At 67.6% G+C, this 18,108-nt stretch carries 15 protein-coding genes and 1 tRNA gene; 11 read left to right on the top strand and 5 right to left on the bottom strand.

The annotated features are described in order from the left end of the window. Positions 1-48: 48 nt before the first annotated feature. Complete coding sequence (locus FSB78_RS14225; RefSeq protein WP_147083258.1) at positions 49-672, bottom strand: response regulator transcription factor; 624 nt, start codon at positions 670-672, stop codon at positions 49-51. Further along, positions 669-2,153, bottom strand: coding sequence for a PAS domain-containing sensor histidine kinase (locus FSB78_RS14220; protein WP_147083257.1), 1,485 nt, complete (start codon positions 2,151-2,153; stop codon positions 669-671). The genes FSB78_RS14225 and FSB78_RS14220 overlap by 4 nt, the downstream gene beginning before the upstream one ends. Before the next feature lie 322 nt (positions 2,154-2,475). On the opposite strand from FSB78_RS14220, the gene FSB78_RS14215 reads away from it, so the two are divergent. The 4 genes from FSB78_RS14215 to FSB78_RS14200 all read left to right on the top strand — a co-directional run bounded on the left by FSB78_RS14215 (position 2,476) and on the right by FSB78_RS14200 (position 6,885). Next, complete coding sequence (locus tag FSB78_RS14215; protein WP_147083256.1) at positions 2,476-3,177, top strand: VIT1/CCC1 transporter family protein; 702 nt, start codon at positions 2,476-2,478, stop codon at positions 3,175-3,177. A 159-nt stretch (positions 3,178-3,336) separates the two neighbouring features. Next, complete coding sequence (locus FSB78_RS14210; protein ID WP_147083255.1) at positions 3,337-4,908, top strand: oleate hydratase; 1,572 nt, start codon at positions 3,337-3,339, stop codon at positions 4,906-4,908. Between the two features lie 136 nt (positions 4,909-5,044). Continuing rightward, the gene (locus FSB78_RS14205) at positions 5,045-5,596 is read left to right on the top strand and encodes a GNAT family N-acetyltransferase (protein WP_147083254.1); all 552 of its coding nucleotides are present in this window, start codon (positions 5,045-5,047) and stop codon (positions 5,594-5,596) included. Positions 5,597-5,754: 158 nt separating this feature from the next. Next, a complete protein-coding gene (locus FSB78_RS14200) occupies positions 5,755-6,885 on the top strand; it encodes a Gfo/Idh/MocA family protein (protein WP_147083253.1) in 1,131 nt (376 codons plus the stop codon). A 6-nt stretch (positions 6,886-6,891) separates the two neighbouring features. Here the strand turns inward: FSB78_RS14200 and FSB78_RS14195 are convergent, their stop codons facing one another. Further along, complete coding sequence (locus tag FSB78_RS14195) at positions 6,892-7,794, bottom strand: alpha/beta hydrolase (RefSeq protein ID WP_147083252.1); 903 nt, start codon at positions 7,792-7,794, stop codon at positions 6,892-6,894. Between the two features lie 113 nt (positions 7,795-7,907). Between FSB78_RS14195 and FSB78_RS14190 the strand changes: the two genes are divergently transcribed. Beyond that, the gene (locus tag FSB78_RS14190) at positions 7,908-8,711 is read left to right on the top strand and encodes an SDR family NAD(P)-dependent oxidoreductase (protein WP_147083251.1); all 804 of its coding nucleotides are present in this window, start codon (positions 7,908-7,910) and stop codon (positions 8,709-8,711) included. Between the two features lie 17 nt (positions 8,712-8,728). Here the strand turns inward: FSB78_RS14190 and FSB78_RS14185 are convergent, their stop codons facing one another. Together FSB78_RS14185 and FSB78_RS14180 are read right to left on the bottom strand one after the other, a co-directional pair. Further along, positions 8,729-9,055 carry a TfoX/Sxy family protein gene (locus FSB78_RS14185; RefSeq protein ID WP_147083250.1) on the bottom strand — a complete coding sequence of 109 codons (327 nt, stop codon included), beginning with the start codon at positions 9,053-9,055 and terminating at the stop codon, positions 8,729-8,731. A 114-nt stretch (positions 9,056-9,169) separates the two neighbouring features. Beyond that, positions 9,170-9,256 (bottom strand) — tRNA-Leu (locus tag FSB78_RS14180). 106 nt (positions 9,257-9,362) lie between these two features. Here FSB78_RS14180 and FSB78_RS14175 point away from each other — a divergent pair. The 6 genes from FSB78_RS14175 to gltB all read left to right on the top strand — a co-directional run bounded on the left by FSB78_RS14175 (position 9,363) and on the right by gltB (position 17,977). Beyond that, positions 9,363-10,307, top strand: coding sequence for a complex I NDUFA9 subunit family protein (locus tag FSB78_RS14175; protein ID WP_147083249.1), 945 nt, complete (start codon positions 9,363-9,365; stop codon positions 10,305-10,307). Continuing rightward, entirely contained in the window at positions 10,304-11,113 is an 810-nt protein-coding gene (locus FSB78_RS14170) for an undecaprenyl-diphosphate phosphatase (protein WP_147083248.1), read from the top strand. The genes FSB78_RS14175 and FSB78_RS14170 overlap by 4 nt, the downstream gene beginning before the upstream one ends. A gap of 153 nt (positions 11,114-11,266) precedes the next feature. Continuing rightward, positions 11,267-12,709: an NAD(P)-dependent oxidoreductase gene (locus FSB78_RS14165; RefSeq protein ID WP_147083247.1), complete on the top strand. Its 1,443-nt coding sequence runs from the start codon at positions 11,267-11,269 to the stop codon at positions 12,707-12,709. Further along, complete coding sequence (locus tag FSB78_RS14160; RefSeq protein ID WP_242008303.1) at positions 12,667-13,002, top strand: hypothetical protein; 336 nt, start codon at positions 12,667-12,669, stop codon at positions 13,000-13,002. Before FSB78_RS14165 ends, FSB78_RS14160 begins: the two co-directional genes overlap by 43 nt. After that, positions 12,999-13,472: a HepT-like ribonuclease domain-containing protein gene (locus tag FSB78_RS14155; protein WP_147083246.1), complete on the top strand. Its 474-nt coding sequence runs from the start codon at positions 12,999-13,001 to the stop codon at positions 13,470-13,472. The genes FSB78_RS14160 and FSB78_RS14155 overlap by 4 nt, the downstream gene beginning before the upstream one ends. After that, the gene (gene gltB, locus FSB78_RS14150; RefSeq protein ID WP_147083245.1) at positions 13,469-17,977 is read left to right on the top strand and encodes a glutamate synthase large subunit; all 4,509 of its coding nucleotides are present in this window, start codon (positions 13,469-13,471) and stop codon (positions 17,975-17,977) included. The genes FSB78_RS14155 and gltB overlap by 4 nt, the downstream gene beginning before the upstream one ends. Positions 17,978-18,108: the final 131 nt, after the last annotated feature.

Below are 18,108 nucleotides of genomic sequence, written 5' to 3'. Positions count from 1 at the left end.
CCAACGCCGTCCATTGTCTGTACGTAGAAGACGAGGGTGGGGCGAGGCTCAGCCCTTCGCGCCCAGCCCCGCCGCAAAGGCGATGCGCAGGACGTCGGACAGGCTGCGCGCATCGACCTTGTCCATCAGGTTCGCGCGGTGGACCTCGACGGTGCGGGTCGCGATCCCGAGATCGAACGCGATCAGCTTGTTGGGACGTCCAAGCACCATGCCGTCCAGCACGTCGCGCTCGCGCGGGGTGAGCGCGGCAAGCCTGACGACCGCCTCCGCGGCCGCCACATGGTCGCGCGCGGTGCGCGCCGCGTGGCGGAACGCCTCGTCGATGGCCGCGAGCAACGCGGCGCGCTCGAACGGCTTTTCGAGGAATTCCAGCGCCCCGGCCTTGATCGCCTGGACGGCCAGCGTCACGTCGCCGTGCCCGGTGAGCATGATCACCGGCAGCCCGATCCCCTGCGACGACAGCCGGCTCTGGACCTCGAGCCCGTCGATCCCGGGCATGCGGACGTCGAGCAGGATGCAGCCCTGCGTCTCGCGGTCGACCGTTCGCAGGAACTCGGTACCCGATGCATAGGTCTTCACGACATGGCCCGCCTTGCGCAGCAGGAAGCCGATCGACTGGCGGATGGCGTCGTCGTCGTCGACGATATGAACGATGGTGGGCGTATCGGTCATTGGTCTTCCCCAGCGAACGGAACGGTGAAGTGGAAGACGGTGCCCCCGGCCGGACCCGCCTCTGCCCATATCCGACCACCATGCGCCTCGATGATGGTCCTGCATATCGAGAGGCCAAGGCCCATGCCGCTCTCCTTGGTGGTCGCGAACGCCTCGAACAGCCGTTCGCGAACCGCGGCATCGATGCCGGCCCCGGTGTCGCCCACGCTAACCCGCGCACAGCCGTCGCGATCGGGCGCGGTGGCGATCGTCAGATGCCTGGTCGGTGCCGTCGCCATCGCCTGGATCGCGTTGCGGATCAGGTTGACCAGCACCTGCTGGATCTGGATGCGATCGACGAAGACCTGGCCCAGGCCCGCGTCGATCGTCATCGTGACGGATATCCCGGCCTCGCGTACCCCGAGCAGGCCGAGACTGGTCGCCTCGTTCACCAGCGCGTCGAGCCGTTCCAGCCGGAACCCGGTGTCGCCGCCGTCGACGAACGAGCGCAGCCGGCGGATGATCTCCCCGGCGCGCAGCGTCTGCGCCGCGGCAAGCTGCAGCGCCTCCGATATCTCGACGAGCAGGCCGTCCTTGCTGTCGCCGATCATGTCGCGCGTGGTCTCGAGATAGGCCGCGATCGCGGTCAGCGGCTGGTTGATCTCGTGCGCGAGCATCGACGCCATCGTTCCCATCGCACTGACGCGCGAGACGTGGACCAGCCTGGACTGAAGCTCGCGCATCTTGCGGTCGTCCTCGCGGCGCGAGGTCAGGTCGCGGATGAAGCCCGTGAAGATCCGCTCGCCCCCGATCGAGACCTCGCCGACGGCAAGCTCGATCGGGAATTCCTCGCCGTCAGAGCGCCGCGCCGTGGTCACGCGGATGCTGCCGATGACGTGGCGCACGCCGGTTTCCAGATAGGTGCGCAGGTGGCCGGCGTGCATCGCGCGTTCGGACTCCGGCATCAGCATGCCGACATTGCGACCGAGGACCTCGGCCTCGCGGTAGCCGAACATCGTCTCGGCGGTGCTGCTGAACGACGATATCGTGCCACTGCCGTTCATCACGATCATCGCCTCGGGCACGGTCGCGAGGATCGAGCGCAGGTGATGCTCGCGACGCGACACCGCCGCGGCGGCGGCCTTCTGGTCGGTGATGTCGCGGATCACCTTGCCGAAGCCGCGCAGCGCGCCATTGCCGCTGCGCAGCGCGGTGATCGTCACGCTGGCGAGGAATTCCGACCCATCCTTGCGGATCCGCCAGCTTTCCTCCTCGATGCTGCCCGCGAGGCTGGCACGCTCCAGGTCGCGCCGTGGCTTGCCCGCCGCGACGTCGCTGGGCGAATAGAAGATCGAGAAGTCCTGGCCGATGATCTCGGCTTCGTTCCAGCCCTTGATCTTCTGCGCGCCGCAGTTCCAGATCGTCACCCGGCCTTCGGGATCGAGCATGTAGATCGCGTAATTGGTGGCGCCGTCGATCAGCAGGCCAAGCTCTTCGAGCATCTCGGCATTCTTCCTGTCGGACTGCTCAGCGCTTGCCGGGGGCAGGGAAGCGTCCCCGGTCACCGGGGAAGGGCCCGGGATGGGCGCGATGCCCATGCGGGCGCGCCACAAGCGGAGTCCGATGGCGTTGCATTGCTGCAATGCTGCCCCGCGTGCCGCCTCGCCATTGTGGTTTCACACATCGGGAACTCCTTGTCGCTGGGATGAGCTGCGTAGTTCCCGAGCTTTGTCGCCGGTGGACCGCATCGATAAGACCGGCGTGGAGATCGCGGTCGGTCGTCGTGACGGACGGTCGCCTCGCTTATGCTCTGGAGATTTCCGTATGGTCCCATCGGCCGGACATTACGAGCGGCACGCGACGCAGGACGTCGGATGGCTGCGGGCGGCCGTGCTGGGCGCGAACGACGGGATCCTGTCCACCGCGAGCCTGATCCTGGGTGTGGCGGCCGCACACGGTACGCGCCAGGCCGTCCTGACCGCGGGAGCGGCAGGACTGGTCGCCGGCGCGATGTCGATGGCGGCGGGGGAATATGTCTCCGTCCATTCGCAGGCGGATGCCGAGAAGGCCGATCTGCGGCGGGAACGCGCCGAGCTTGCCGCGGACGCGGTCGGCGAACGGGGTGAACTCGCGGCGATCTATGTGGGCCGCGGCCTCGACCCGGTTCTGGCCGCGACGGTGGCGGATCAGTTGAGCGCGCACGACGCGCTCGGCGCGCATGCCCGCGACGAGCTCGGGCTCTCCGACGCGTTGCGCGCCCGGCCGATCCAGGCGGCGCTCGCCTCGGCGGCAAGCTTTGCGGCCGGGGCGGGGCTTCCCGTGCTGGTCGTTCACTTTGCCGCCGGCGCTAACCTCATCGCGTTCGTCGCGCTGACCTCGCTGCTGTCGCTGGCGCTGCTGGGCGCGCTGGCGGCGCAGGCCGGCGGCGCGCCGGTCGTGATCGGCGCCGTGCGGGTGACCTTCTGGGGGGCACTGGCGATGGCGGTGACCGCCGGCGTCGGCGCGCTGTTCGGAACAGCGGTCTGACGCGCACCCCCGGCCGGCGTGCCCGCACGAGCCGTACGTAGTTCCCGACGCTTCGCCCGGCACCTTATCCTCGTCACATGCGGCGACCCCGTGGTCGGCGACAGCGCGGCACGCAGGTCCCTCGTTCCGCGATCCTCCCTCCCGTCAGGTGCGTATCCCATGAGCCATTATTATTTCGTCGGCAGCGGCATCGCGGCGCTCGCGGGGGCGGTCTTCCTCATCCGGGACGGCGGCGTGTCGGGCAAGGACATCGTGATCTTCGAGGAGAGCCACGCATTCGGCGGCGCCTTCGACGCGCATGGCGATGCCGAGCACGGCTATTTCATGAGCGGCAGCCGCATGTTCGAATCGATGTACCAATGTACCTTCGACCTGCTGGCGTCGATCCCGTCGGCGACCAACCCGAACATCTCGGTCAAGGAGGAAACCGACCAGGCCAACGCCAAATGGCCGTGGCACAACAAGGTCCGGCTGGTCGACCGCGACGGTCGCGTCCCGGATTTCCACACGATGGGGTTCAGCGAACGCGACCGGATCCAGCTCGTCGCGCTCATCGCCGAGCCCGAGGCGCTGCTCGACGGCAAGCGTATCACCGACTGTTTCGGCGAGCATTTCTTCGAGACCAATTTCTGGTTCGAATGGTGCACGCTGTTCGCGTTCGAACGCTGGCACAGCGCGATCGAGTTCCGGCGGTATCTGCGGCGCTTCGTCCACCATTTCTCGACGATCGACACGCAGGACGGCATCTACCGGAGCCTCTACAATCAATATGACAGCTTTGCCGTACCGCTGAAGACCTGGCTGACCGATCGCGGCGTCCGCTTCCACTTCGGCGTGCGGGTCGACGACCTGGGCTTCGCGTCGGGAAGCGATGCGATCACCGTCACCGGGCTGGTCACCAGCCGGGGCGGCGTCACCGAGCGTATCCCGGTCAGGACCGGCGATCTGGTGTTCGTCACCAACGGCTCGATGACCGCGGACAAGCGGTTCGGTTCGATGACCGAAGCACCGGGTATCGAGCGATACGGGGCATCGGGCGCATGGCGTCTCTGGGAGAAGCTGGCGCAGGCGCGCCCGCAGTTCGGCAACCCCGCGGCGTTCAACGGCGTGATCGCGGAATCGTCCTGGATTTCCTACACGGTCACGGTCCGCGATCCGCTGTTCCTCGACCTGATGGAAGCCTTCAGCGGGCAGCCGGCCGGCATGGGCGGCCTGATCACGTTCAAGGATTCCAACTGGCTGATCACGATCTCGATCTACCACCAGCCGTTCTTCCCCGACCAACCGCAGGGCGTCGCGGTGTGGTGGGGCTATGGGCTGTTCCACGATCGTCCGGGCAATTTCGTCAGGAAACCGATGGCCGACTGTAGCGGCGCGGAGATCCTCGAGGAGGTGCTCGGCCATCTGCATTTCGCGCAGGCCGACCAGGACACCATCATCGCCGCGTCGACCTGCATCCCGTGCACCATGCCCTATATCACCAGCCAGTTCATGGTCCGGTCGGGCGGCGACCGGCCGCTGGTGGTACCCGACGGTTCGACCAATCTCGCCTTTCTCGGCCAATTTGCCGAACAGCCCGACGACGTGGTGTTCACGGTCGAATATTCGGTGCGGAGCGCGATGACCGCGGTCTACGGCTTGCTCAAGCTGAACAAGGCGCCCCCCCCCGTCTACCAGGGGCTGCACAGCCCGCAGGTGATCGTCGACGCGATCCGGACGCTGCACCGGTAGCGGCCGATCGCGCCCGATGCCCATCGGAAACTACGCAACTACACGGTGCGCGATGGGCGCTAACCGAGGCCGAGGCACAGCCGCATCCGCAGGGTCCCTTGCCGGGTGTTCGGGCGGGCAGACCGGGAAGACCCACATGGACGACTGGAACCGACACCTGACGACGCGCACCGGCTTCCGGATCCATGTCCGCCCCGCGCAGCCGGCGGACACCGCGACGGTCGCCGAGTTCTTCACGCACGTGACCCGAGAGGATCTCCGGTTCCGGTTCCTGACCGGGCTGAACGTCGTGGGTGAAAGCCAGATCACCGCGCTGACGCATGTCGACCATCGCCAGACCGAGGATTTCCTGGCCTTCACCGCGGACGGCGCGACGATGGTCGGGACCGCCATGCTCGCGTGCGATGCCGCGATGGCGCGCGGCGAAGTGGCGATCGCGCTCCACAAGGACTTCAAGAACAAGGGGCTGGGGTGGACCCTGCTCGACCATATCGCGCGCTATGCCGCGGCGAAGGGCATCCGGACGCTGCAATCGATCGAGAGCCGCGAGAACCACGGCGCGCTCGCGGTCGAGCGCGACATGGGGTTCACGGTATCGACCGACCCCGACGACCCCTCGAACGTCATCGTCACCCGCACCCTGACACCCGCCTCCGGATCCGATCCGGCCATTCCGGACTGGGCGTGAGGCCGGGGGCGGGACCGCGCGGAATCGCTTCGGAGTGGCCGAAACCGATCTTCCAAGGGGGAGCACGAGGTCGTCGGCCAACCCTCGCCTGACAAATCTCCGGGAAACGCCAAGCGTCCGGCGCGTTCGGTAGCATTACCCCTATCGCCGGAGATTTCATGAGCATCGCATCCGCCCTCGGGCTGACCAGGAAAGTCCGCTACGCCGTCGTTGGCGCCGGCGACATCGCGCAGCGGGCGATGATGCCGGGCATCGCGCACACGGGCAATTCGGAGCTGACCGCGATCGTCACCAGCGACCCCGAAAAGGCGCGCGTGCTGGGCAAGCGCTACGGCGTCGCGCACACCTATGCCTACGAGCAGTTCGACGCGTTGCTGGCGTCGGGCGAGATCGATGCGGTGTATCTCGCCACGCCCAACTGGCGCCACGCCGAGTTCGCGATCCCCGCGCTCGCCGCCGGGATCCATGTGCTGAGCGAGAAGCCGCTCGAGATCTCGGTCGCGCTGGCGGAGAAGATCCGCGTCGCGGCGGAGGCGTCGTCGGCCAAGCTGATGGTCGCGTACCGGCTGCACTTCGAACCCGGCACGCTCGACGCGATCGCGCGGATCCGCGCCGGCGAACTGGGCGAGCTGATCGCCTTCACCTCGTGCTTCACGCAGAAGGTCGATCCCGCCAACCACCGCGCGCAGAACGGCATCCAGGCCGGCCCGCTGTTCGACATGGCGCCGTACCCGATCAACGCGATCCGCTATCTGTTCGGCGCGGAGCCGCTCGCGGTCGAATCGGCGGTCGGCGTGCGGCACGCGGACTCGGGGCTGGGCGATTTCGACGACACCATCGCGGTGACGCTGCGGATGCCGGGCGACAAGCTGGCGCAGTTCACGGTCTCCTATTACGCCAACAATGTCGACAGCCTGACCATCGCGGGCACCAAGGGCAGCATCCACATGGACCCGGCCTACGGGTTCGGCGACGGCATCGCCCAGACCCGCCGGATCGGCGAGAAGACCTCGCAGGAGACGTTCAAGGCGACCGACCAGTTCGGCGGCGAGATGCGCTATTTCTCCGACTGCATCCTCGACGATCGCGACCCCGAGCCCGATGCGGAGGAAGGCGTCGCCGACCTGCGTGTGATCGAGGGGATCGTCCGCGCGCTGAAGAGCGGCACACGCGAGGCCTTGCCGCCGTTCGTCCGGACGCGCCGGATCGACCCTGACGCACAGCGCCAGACGCTGCGCGCGGTCTCGCCGCCCGACGACGTCAACGCCGCGAGCCCGACCGGAAAGTAGCACGCGTCAGCGGTCGTCGAGCCAGCGCTTGACGACCGCCAGGAACGCAGGCGCCGCATCGATCGCGCCTGCCATCTGCAGGAAGGCGTGGATCATCCCCGGCACGCGGTGATGCTCGACCGCGACTCCGGCCTCGCGCAGTCGCCGTGCGTAAAGCTCGCCCTCGTCGCGTAGCGGATCGTTCTCGCAGGTCGCGATCAGCGTAGGGGGCAGGTCCGCGAGCCTGTCCGCGAGCAGCGGCGAGGCGGCGGGATCGTCGCGGTCGGCAGGCGATCCGACATACAGCGCGATCTGCCGCTCGAGGTCGTCGCGCGCGATGATCCGTCCGTCCTCGCTGCGCCGCGACGGATAGTCCGCGCCGCGCCGCAGGTCGGTGTTCGGGTAGAACAGCAGCTGCCCGGCCAGCATTGATCCACCGGAGTCGCGCACGCGCATCGCCAGCGCAGTTGCAAGCGTCGCGCCGATGCTGTCCCCCGACACGACGATCCGCCGCGCCGGCACCTGTGCCTGCGCGGCGAGGAGGGCCGCGTGGCAATCGTCGAGCTGCGCCGGGAAGCGGTGCTCGGGCGCCAGCCGATAGTCGGGCGCCATGACGGTCCAGCCGGTCCGCGCCGCGAGCAGCCGCAGCATCGGGTCATGCCCGTCGAGCGACCCGGCGATCCCGCCCCCGCCATGGATGTGGAACAGCAGCCTGCCGTCGGCCGGGCCAGGGCGAAAGACGCGGACCGGCACCCCGCCGAGCGTGTCGAGCGTGATCGCGGCCATCGGCTCGGGCGCACCGCCGAAACCGCGCAGCAAGGCCGTCTGGTAGCGGAACGCGGCAAGCCACGCCGCGTCGTCGGCATCCGGCGTCGTCTCCGGCGCGAGCGCGTCGAGCGTGTCGAGTACAGAATGCGCCTGCTTGTCCATCGTCGCTCCTTGCCGCCTTGCCGTGGCTGCGCATGATAACGCCCATGTCCGGGCATGGCTGCGGAACCCCAGGCCGTGCCGGCTCTTCTTGTGCCGAACGCAGGAGACACGGCATGGATTTCGGCATCAAGGGGCGCATTGCGCTGATCAGCGGCGCGGATTCGGGTATGGGCAAGGAGACCGCGCGGCTGCTGCTCGCGGAAGGTGTGCGCGTCGCGATCACCGACAAGCCCGGCGGCGACCTGGCGAAGAGCCTCGCCGACCTGTCCTCGCTGGGCGAGGTGATCGCGATCGAGGCCGACGTGACCAAGCTCGACGACGTTCGCCGGCTGTTCGCCGAGCTCGAGGAGCGGATGGGCGCGCCCGACATCTACGTCAATTCCGCGGGCGTCACCGGCGCGACCGGCGATTTCCTCGAGGTCGACGATGCCGGCTGGCAGGAGACGCTCGACATCAACCTGATGGGCGCGGTGCGGATGTGCCGCGAGGCGATCCCGGCGATGCGCGCAAGGGGATGGGGGCGGATCGTGCTGCTGGCATCCGAGGACGCGGTGCAGCCCTATGTCGACGAGCTCGCCTATTGCGCCTCCAAGGCCGGGATCCTCAACCTCGCGAAGGGCCTGTCCAAGGCCTATGGCTGCGACAACGTGCTGGTCAACAGCGTCTCGCCGGCGTTCATCGAGACGCCGATGACCGATGCGATGATGGAAAAGCGCGCGGCGGAAAACGGCACGTCGATGGACGAGGCGATCGAAAGCTTTCTCGAGGAAGAGCGCCCCGGCATGACGCTCAAGCGCCGCGGCCGCGCGGACGAGGTCGCCGCCGCGATCGTGTTCCTGTGTTCGGAGCAGGCGAGCTTCATCAACGGCGCCGGGCTGCGCGTCGATTCGGGCTCGGTGATGACCGTCGCGACGTAAACTCGCGCCGTGCGCCGCTATCGCTTTGCCTTGCTCGGCTTGGGCAGCGGTAGCGCCGCGGCGGTGAGGCGGACGAGTTCGCCCAGCCAGTCGCTATCGTCCCATCGGTCGGGATCGATCACCAGGCACGGCTTCGCGCCGGGATAGGGCGATGCCTCCTCGACCGCGCCCGCAAACGCGCGCCCGGCGTCGGTCGGCTTGAGAAACAGCCGGTCGTCGCACACCATCGCGACCATCCGGCCGTCGCAATACAGGCCATATTCGCCGAACATCGGTTTTGCGGAAACGCCGGCCGATGCCAGCTGGTCGACGATGAAGCCGACGGTGCGCGTGTCCGATGCCATGCCACAGCATGCCGCATCCAGACGATGCTCGCCAGTCGAAGATTCAAGGGGGCGGGGCCGCGACAATCGCCGCGAAATTCAGCATCAGGCGGGCGCTGCGCGACCTGATGCAAATGGTGCCCGGAAGAGGACTCGAACCTCCACGACCTTGCGATCGCCAGCACCTGAAGCTGGTGCGTCTACCAATTCCGCCATCCGGGCACGGGGTAGGAGGGCGCCTCTAGGGGAGGGTCTCTATGCTTGTCAACACGCCGTTCGCTCGGCAAGGGAGCGAAACGGTCAAGGGACGGCCAAGAGGACGAGTACGATGAACGACAAGCTGGTGACGCTGATCGGTGGCGGAGGCTTTTTGGGCCGATACGTCGCACAGGCCCTGCTCAAGCGCGGCGCCCGCGTGCGGATCGCGCAGCGCGATCCCAGACAGGCGGTGTATCTCAAGCCGCTGGGTGGCCTGGGGCAGACGCAGTTCGTCGGCGTCGACGTGACCAAGCCCGATACGATCGCACGCGCGGTGCAGGGCTCCGACGCGGTCGTGAACCTCGTCGGCGTGCTCGCGGGCAATTTCCAGGGCGTCCATGTCGATGGCGCCGCCGCGGTGGCGAAGGCGGCCGCGGCGGCCGGCGTCGAGGCGCTCGTCCATATTTCCGCGATCGGTGCCGATTCGCGTTCGGCGTCGGCCTATGGCCGCTCCAAGGGCGACGGCGAGGCGGCGGTGCGCGCGGCGTTCCCCGCAGCGACGATCCTGCGCCCGTCGATCGTGTTCGGGCAGGAGGATGCGTTCCTCAACCGCTTCGCCGGGATGATCGCGAAATCGCCGGTCGTTCCCGTGCTGCGCGCCTCGGCGAAATTCCAGCCGGTGTTCGCCGCCGACGTCGCCGATGCGATTGCCGCCGCGATCGCCACGCCCGAGGCCTATGCGGGCGAGACCTTCGACCTCGGTGGTCCCGACGTCATCACCATGGGCGCGCTCAACCGCTGGCTCGCCAAGACGATCGGCCGCGACGTGTCGATCGTCGAGATCCCCGACGCGGTCGGCGCGCTGATCGCGCGCGCGGGCTTCCTGCCCGGCGCACCGATCACCTGGGACCAGTGGCAGATGCTGCAGGCCGACAATGTCGCGGCGCCCGGCGCGCGCGGGCTCGAGGCGTTCGGCATCACCGCGACACCGCTCGACGCGGTCGCGCCCGGCTGGCTGGTGCGGTTCCGCAAGGCCGGGCGGTTCGGCCGTCGCGCAGAGACGCACGCGGCGTGAGCGAACTCCTCACGATCATCCTGCTCGGCATCGTCGAGGGGGTGACCGAATTCCTGCCCGTCTCGTCGACCGGCCACCTGATCCTCGCGACGCGCCTGCTCGGCTATGACGCTGGGCGCTGGGAGGTGTTCAACGTCGTCATCCAGCTGGGTGCGATCCTCGCCATCGTCGTGCTCTACTGGCGGACCTTCTGGGCGGTCGCGATGGGGCTGGTGAAGCGCGAGCCCAAATCCTGGCTGTTCCTGCGCAACCTGGTCGTCGCGTTCATCCCCGCCGCGGTCATCGGCCTCGCGCTCCATAAATATATCGAGGCCTTGCTCGGCAATGCCGAGGTCGTCGCGATCGCGCTGGTCGTCGGCGGCTTCGCGATCCTCGCGGTCGAGCGGTTCGCGCCGCGCAGCGACGTCAGCGGCGTGGCGGACCTGCCGCTCAGGACCGTGGTCGGCATCGGTTTCCTGCAATGCCTGGCGATGGTCCCCGGCGTCAGCCGCTCGGGCGCGACGATCCTCGGCGCGCTGGCGCTCGGCGTCGAGCGGCGCACCGCGGCGGAATTCAGCTTCTTCCTCGCCATCCCGACGATGCTCGGGGCCAGTGCGCTCGAACTGATCAAGAACCGCGACACGCTCGCGAGCGGGCAGGGCGTCGGCGTCCTCGGCATCGCAGTCGGCTTCGCGGTCGCGTTCGTCGTCGCGCTGCTCGTGGTGAAATGGTTCGTGGGGATCGTGACGAAGCACGGGTTCGTACCGTTCGCCTGGTACCGAATTGCGGCCGGGTCGGCAGCCCTGGTCTGGCTCCTCACCAAGTAGGTCCGGCACGGTATCAATATAGTGGATCATATTTGGATCGAAGCAAGACCAACCCGCTTCACCAATTAAATATGTCAGTAATAGTTACGTAAATGCCGTTTTCCGCCGTGACAAAGCCTCCAGCGCGCAATATTGGCGCAGGTGGAGGCGCACATGGCGAACGAATCTATGTTGAAATTCGTCGGGCGGGAGCAATCCTACCCCGGCAAGCGGGAAGCTGAGATCCGGGCGGAGGATTTCCGCGAGATCGCCGATCGCTATGCCGTCGTGCAGGCGGAGGACCAGGCCGGGCGCTGTTCGCAATGCGGCGTCCCCTATTGCTCGGTGCACTGCCCGCTCCACAACCATATCCCCGACTGGCTCCGGCTCACCGCCGAAGGGCGCCTGCGCGAAGCCTATGAGCTGAGCAACGCGACCTCGACGATGCCCGAGATCTGCGGCCGCATCTGCCCGCAGGACCGGCTGTGCGAGGGCAATTGCGTCATCGAATTCACCGGCCACGGCGCGGTGACGATCGGATCGGTCGAGAAGTTCATCACCGACACCGCGTGGGAGAATGGCTGGGTCGAGCCGCTGGTCCCCGGCACCTCGCGCGGCCAGTCGGTCGGCGTGATCGGCGCGGGGCCTGCAGGCCTGACTGCGGCGGAATATCTGCGCGGGCATGGCTACGACGTCCATGTCTATGACCGCTACGACCGGGCGGGCGGGCTGCTCACTTATGGCATCCCCGGCTTCAAGCTCGAAAAGCCGATCGTCATGCGCCGCGTCGAGCGACTGAAGGCGGCGGGCATCGTCTTCCACGAAGGCTTCGCGGTCGGCGACGATGCCAGCCTCGACGATCTGCGCCAGCGCCACGATGCGATCCTGATCGCGACCGGCGTGTACAAGGCGCGCGCGATGGACCTGCCGGGTGCGGGCTCGAACGGCGTGGTCGCGGCGCTCGACTTCCTCGTCGCGTCGAACCGCAAGGGCTTCGGCGATGCCGTCCCCGCGTTCGACGACGGCAGCCTCAATGCCGAGGGCAAGGACGTTGTCGTGATCGGCGGCGGGGACACCGCGATGGACTGCGTCCGCACCGCGATCCGCCAGGGCGCCAAGTCGGTGAAATGCCTCTATCGCCGCGACCGCGCGAACATGCCCGGTTCGCAGCGCGAGGTCGCCAACGCCGAGGAAGAGGGCGTCGAGTTCGTCTGGCTGTCGGGCCCACAGAGCTTCGACGGTGGCGACACGGTGTCGAGCGTCACGGTCCGCAAGATGCGCCTCGGCGCCCCCGACGCCAGCGGCCGCCGCGCCCCCGAACCCGATCCCGCAGGCGACTACGCGGTCGATGCCGATCTGGTCATCAAGGCGCTCGGCTTCGACGCCGAGGACCTGCCGACGCTGTTCGCGACGCCCGAACTGGGTGTGAGCCGCTGGGGCACCGTGCTGGTCGACGGCAAGACGCTGATGACCTCGCTCGACGGCGTGTTCGCCGCCGGCGACATCGTCCGCGGCGCGAGCCTCGTCGTCTGGGCGATCCGCGACGGCCGCGACGTTGCGGCAACGATGCACAAATGGCTGAAGGCGAAGGCGGCGAGCGCAAGGCACGCGGCGTGAGGCTCAAACCCGAAGAGGTCGATGCGATCAAGGAGACCGCCGCGGAAACGTTCGGCGACTCTGCGGTCGTGCGCCTGTTCGGAAGCCGAATCGACGACGCCGGACGCGGCGGCGATATCGACCTCCACATCGAGGTCGATGCGATCGCCGACGAAGGGCATGTCCGTTGGCTATTCGAGCACAGGCTGTTCCAACGGATCGACCCGCAAAAGGTCGATGTCGTGCTCACGATCCGTGGCGGTACGCCGCGCGGGTTCGAACGGATCGCCTACCGTGACGGTATCGTGCTGTGACGACGCCCGAAGACGATATCCTGGCGGTCATCTGTGACCGCGTGCAGGCACTTACTGTCGCCCTCGACGAGGATATGCGGCTGCTCGGTACCGTGCCAACCGATCTGACCGCGTTCGAAGCTATGACGGAACACGGGCGTGTCGGATCACGCGCTTTGCTGAAAACGGTCGAGCAGCTCGAAGACCAGTTGATGCGGCTGTTCCGGACCATCCTTCAGGCGCGCGCCGTGAATACCAAGGACATGTACGCCCGCGATGTCGCCAACCGGATGGAATCGCTGCGGATCATCGACAGCGCCGACGACTGGATGATGGTCGTCAAACTCCGCAATCGTCTGGTCCATGATTATCCGCTGACCAGCGAAGCGCGGTTCGCCAAGCTGGTCGAGGCGGCCCATTCGACCCAGATTCTCCGCGCCGCCACACAGCGCGCGCTCCAATACGTCGACAAGAAGGAATGGTTGGCATGACCAACGAAACCGAACGCGCCCGTCTCGCCGAACACGGCATGTACCGCCCCGAATACGAGGGCGATGCGTGCGGCGTCGGCCTCGTCGCCGCCACCGACGGCCGCGCCTCGCGCCGCGTCGTGCAGTCGGCGGTCGATGCGTTGAAGGCGGTCTGGCATCGCGGCGCAGTCGATGCCGACGGCAAGACCGGCGACGGCGCCGGGCTCCATATCGACCTGCCCGTGCGTTTCTTCGACGATGCGATCGCGGCGTCGGGGCACAAGGTGCGTCAGAACCGCCTCGCGGTCGGCATGATCTTCCTGCCGCGCACCGATCTCGGCGCACAGGAGGCGTGCCGGACGATCGTCGAGAGCGCGATCATCGAGGAGGGGTACACCATCTATGGCTGGCGCCAGGTGCCGGTCGACGTGTCGGTGATCGGCCAGAAGGCGCAGGCGACGCGTCCCGAGATCGAGCAGATCATGATCGCCGGGCCGATGCCCGAGGAGCAGGACGCCGCCGAGTTCGAAAAGACGCTCTACCTCGTCCGCCGGCGGATCGAGAAGCGCGTGATCGCCGCGCAGATCCAGGGATTCTACATCTGCAGCCTGTCGTGCCGCTCGATCGTCTACAAGGGGCTGTTCCTCGCCGAATCGCTGTCGGTGTTCTTCCCCGACCTGACCGACCAGCGCTTCGAATCGCGCGTCGCGATCTTCCACCAGCGCTATTCGACCAACACCTTCCCGCAATGGTGGCTGGCGCAGCCGTTCCGCTGCCTCGCGCACAATGGCGAGATCAACACGATCCGCGGCAACAAGAACTGGATGCTCTCCCACGAGATCCGGATGGCGAGCCTCGCGTTCGGCGACAATTCGGAGGACATCAAGCCGGTGATCCCGGCGGGCGCGTCCGACACCGCCGCACTCGACGCGGTGTTCGAGGCGATCTGCCGGTCGGGCCGCGACGCGCCGACCGCCAAGCTGATGCTCGTCCCCGAGGCGGTGCAGCCCGGCGGCGACGCACAACATGCCGCGATGTACCAGTATCTCGCCAGCGTCATGGAGCCGTGGGACGGTCCCGCCGCGCTCGCAATGACCGACGGCCGCTGGGCGGTCGCCGGCATGGACCGCAACGCACTGCGTCCGCTCCGCTACACGCTGACCTCCGACAAGCTGCTGATCGTCGGCTCCGAGAGCGGGATGGTCGTCGTCCCCGAATCCACCATCGTCGCCAAGGGGCGTCTGGGACCCGGCGAGATGATCGCGGTCGACCTCGACGAGGGCGTCCTGCTCCAGGACCGCGCGGTCAAGGATCGCATCGCGGGCGAGGCCGACTATGCCGCGATGATCGGCGAATTCCACACGCTCGCCGACCTGCCGGTCGTCGAGGAAAGCGTCGTCCGCTACGACCGCGCCGAGCTCGCGCGCCGCCAGGTCGCCGCCGGCCAGACGCTCGAGGACATGGAGCTGATCCTGTCGCCGATGGTCGAGATGGCCAAGGAGGCGATCGGATCGATGGGCGACGACACCCCCCTCGCGGTCATCTCCGACAAGCCGCGCCTCATCAGCCAGTTCTTCCGCCAGAATTTCTCTCAGGTCACCAACCCGCCGATCGATCCGTTGCGCGAGCGTCACGTGATGTCGCTGCGCACCCGCTTCGGCAACCTCGCCAACATCCTCGACGTGCGCGACCAGCGCGAGCGCGTGCTCGTCCTCGATTCCCCCGTGCTCACCGGCGAGCATTGGTCGCGGCTGAAGGCGCATTTCGGGTCGGCGGTCGCCGAGATCGACTGCACCTTCGACGCCGGCGGTGGCCCGGAAAAGCTGCGCGCCGCGATCCAGCGGATCCGCAACGAGGCCGAGCAGGCCGTCCGCCAGGGCAAGAGCGAGATCTTCCTCACCGACGAGGCGATCAGCGAGGACCGCGTCGCCATCGCCGGCGTGCTCGCGGTCGCTGCCGTCCACACGCATCTCGTCCGCCGCGGCCTGCGCTCCTACGCGTCGATCAACGTGCGCACCGCCGAATGCCTCGACACGCATTATTACGCGGTGCTGATCGGCGTCGGCGCGACCACTGTGAACGCCTATCTGGCCGAAGCTGCAATCGTCGATCGTCAGGCGCGCGGGCTGTTCGGCGACCTCGACCTCGCCGAATGCCTGCGTCGCCACCGCACCGCGGTGGAGGAGGGGCTGCTCAAGATCATGTCGAAGATGGGCATCGCGGTCATCTCGTCCTACCGCGGCGGCTACAACTTCGAGGCGGTCGGCCTCAGCCGCAGCCTGGTCAACGACCTGTTCCCCGGCATGCCCGCGAAGATCTCGGGCGAGGGCTATGCCTCGCTCCACGTCAATGCGACGCAGCGCCACGAGGCGGCGTTCGACCATGCGCTCGTCACGCTGCCGATCGGCGGCTTCTACCGCCAGCGCCACACCGGCGAGACGCATGCCTATTCGGCGCAGCTGATGCACCTGCTGCAGACCGCGGTCGCGACCGACAGCTATACGAGCTATCTGCAATTCTCGCGCGGCGTCGCCGACCTGCCGCCGGTCTATCTGCGCGACCTGCTGCAGTTCAACTTCCCCGCAGAAGGCGTGCCGGTCGACCAGGTCGAGGCGATCACCGAGATCCGCAAGCGCTTCGTCACCCCGGGCATGTCCTTGGGCGCACTGTCGCCCGAAGCGCACGAGACGCTCGCGATCGCGATGAACCGCATCGGCGCGAAGGCGGTGTCGGGCGAGGGCGGCGAGGACAAGTCGCGTTTCAAGCCCTATGCGAACGGCGACAACGCCAACTCGACGATCAAGCAGATTGCGTCCGGCCGGTTCGGCGTCACCGCCGAATATCTGAATGCCTGCGAAGAGATCGAGGTCAAGGTCGCCCAGGGCGCCAAGCCCGGCGAGGGCGGTCAGCTGCCCGGCTTCAAGGTCACCGAATTCATCGCCAAGCTGCGCCACGCGACGCCCGGCGTGACGCTGATCTCGCCGCCGCCGCACCACGACATCTATTCGATCGAGGATCTCGCGCAGCTCATCTACGACCTCAAGCAGATCAATCCGCGTGCGCGCGTCTGCGTCAAGCTCGTCAGTTCGGCGGGCATCGGCACGGTCGCGGCAGGTGTGGCGAAGGCGCATGCCGACGTCATCCTGATCGCCGGCCATGTCGGCGGCACCGGGGCGTCCCCGCAGACCAGCATCAAATATGCCGGCACGCCGTGGGAAATGGGGCTGTCGGAGGTCAACCAGACGCTCACGCTCAACGGCCTGCGCGGCCGCATCAAGCTGCGCACCGACGGCGGGCTCAAGACCGGCCGTGACATCGTCATCGCCGCGATCCTCGGCGCGGAAGAGTTCGGGATCGGCACGCTCAGCCTCGTGGCGATGGGCTGCATCATGGTGCGCCAGTGCCATTCGAACACCTGTCCGGTCGGCATCTGCACGCAGAACGACGCGCTGCGGCAGAAATTCGTCGGCACTCCCGAAAAGGTCATCAACCTGATGACCTTCATCGCAGAGGAAGTCCGCGACATCCTCGCGCGCCTCGGGTTCAAGAGCCTCGACGAGGTGATCGGCCGCACCGAGCTGCTCCGCCAGGTCAGCCGCGGCGCCGAGCATCTCGACGATCTCGACCTCAACCCGATCCTCGCCAAGGTCGATGCGACCGATGCCGAGCGCCGCTTCTCGCTCTCGACCTTCCGGAACGAAGTCCCCGACAGCCTCGACGCGCAGGTCATCAAGGATGCCGCCGCCGTGTTCAGCCGCGGCGAGAAGATGCAGCTGACCTATTCGGTGCGCAACACGCACCGCGCGGTGGGCACGCGTCTGTCGTCCGAGATCACGCGGAAGTTCGGCATGTCGACGCTCGCCGACGGCCACGTCACGATCCGCCTGCGCGGCTCGGCTGGGCAGAGTCTCGGCGCGTTCCTGTGCAAGGGCATCACGCTCGAAGTGTTCGGCGACGCCAACGATTATGTCGGCAAGGGGCTGTCGGGCGGCATCATCGTCGTCCGCCCCGCGGTGTCGTCGCCGCTCGCGAGCCAGGACAACACGATCGTCGGCAACACCGTGCTCTACGGCGCGACCTCGGGCAAATTGCTCGCGGCGGGGCAGGCGGGCGAGCGGTTCGCGGTGCGCAATTCGGGCGCGACCGTGGTCGTCGAGGGCTGCGGCGCGAACGGCTGCGAATACATGACCAACGGTGTCGCGGTGATCCTCGGCGAGATCGGCACCAATTTCGGCGCGGGCATGACCGGAGGGATGGCGTTCGTCTACGATCCCGCGGGCGTCTTCCCGAGCAAGGCCAATCCGGAGAACATCACCTGGGCGCGCGTCCGCTCGCTGCACTGGGCCGACACGCTGCTCGACCTCGTCCGCGACCATGCCGATGCGACCGACAGCAAATGGTCGAAGGGCCTGCTCGAGGACTGGGACCGCGTCGCCGGCGATTTCTGGCAGATCGTGCCGAAGGAAATGCTCACCCGCTTGCCCCACCCCCTCGACGACAGCGCCGAACTGGTCGCCGCGGAATAACGACTGCTCCCCTCCCTGAAAGGGAGGGGCTGGGGGTGGGTTCGCCTGGGGCAGGCGCTAGGGATTCCAACGAGCCGACCCACCCCCGACCCCTCCCTTCCAGGGAGAGGAGGCGCATGGCACACTCCCAC

The sequence above is a fragment of the Sphingomonas ginsenosidivorax genome (assembly GCF_007995065.1).
In the GTDB taxonomy this organism is placed as follows: Bacteria; Pseudomonadota; Alphaproteobacteria; order Sphingomonadales; family Sphingomonadaceae; genus Sphingomonas; species Sphingomonas ginsenosidivorax.
The sequence above is the reverse complement of the archived record's forward strand: the minus strand, read 5'-3'. Positions and strand labels throughout refer to the sequence as shown.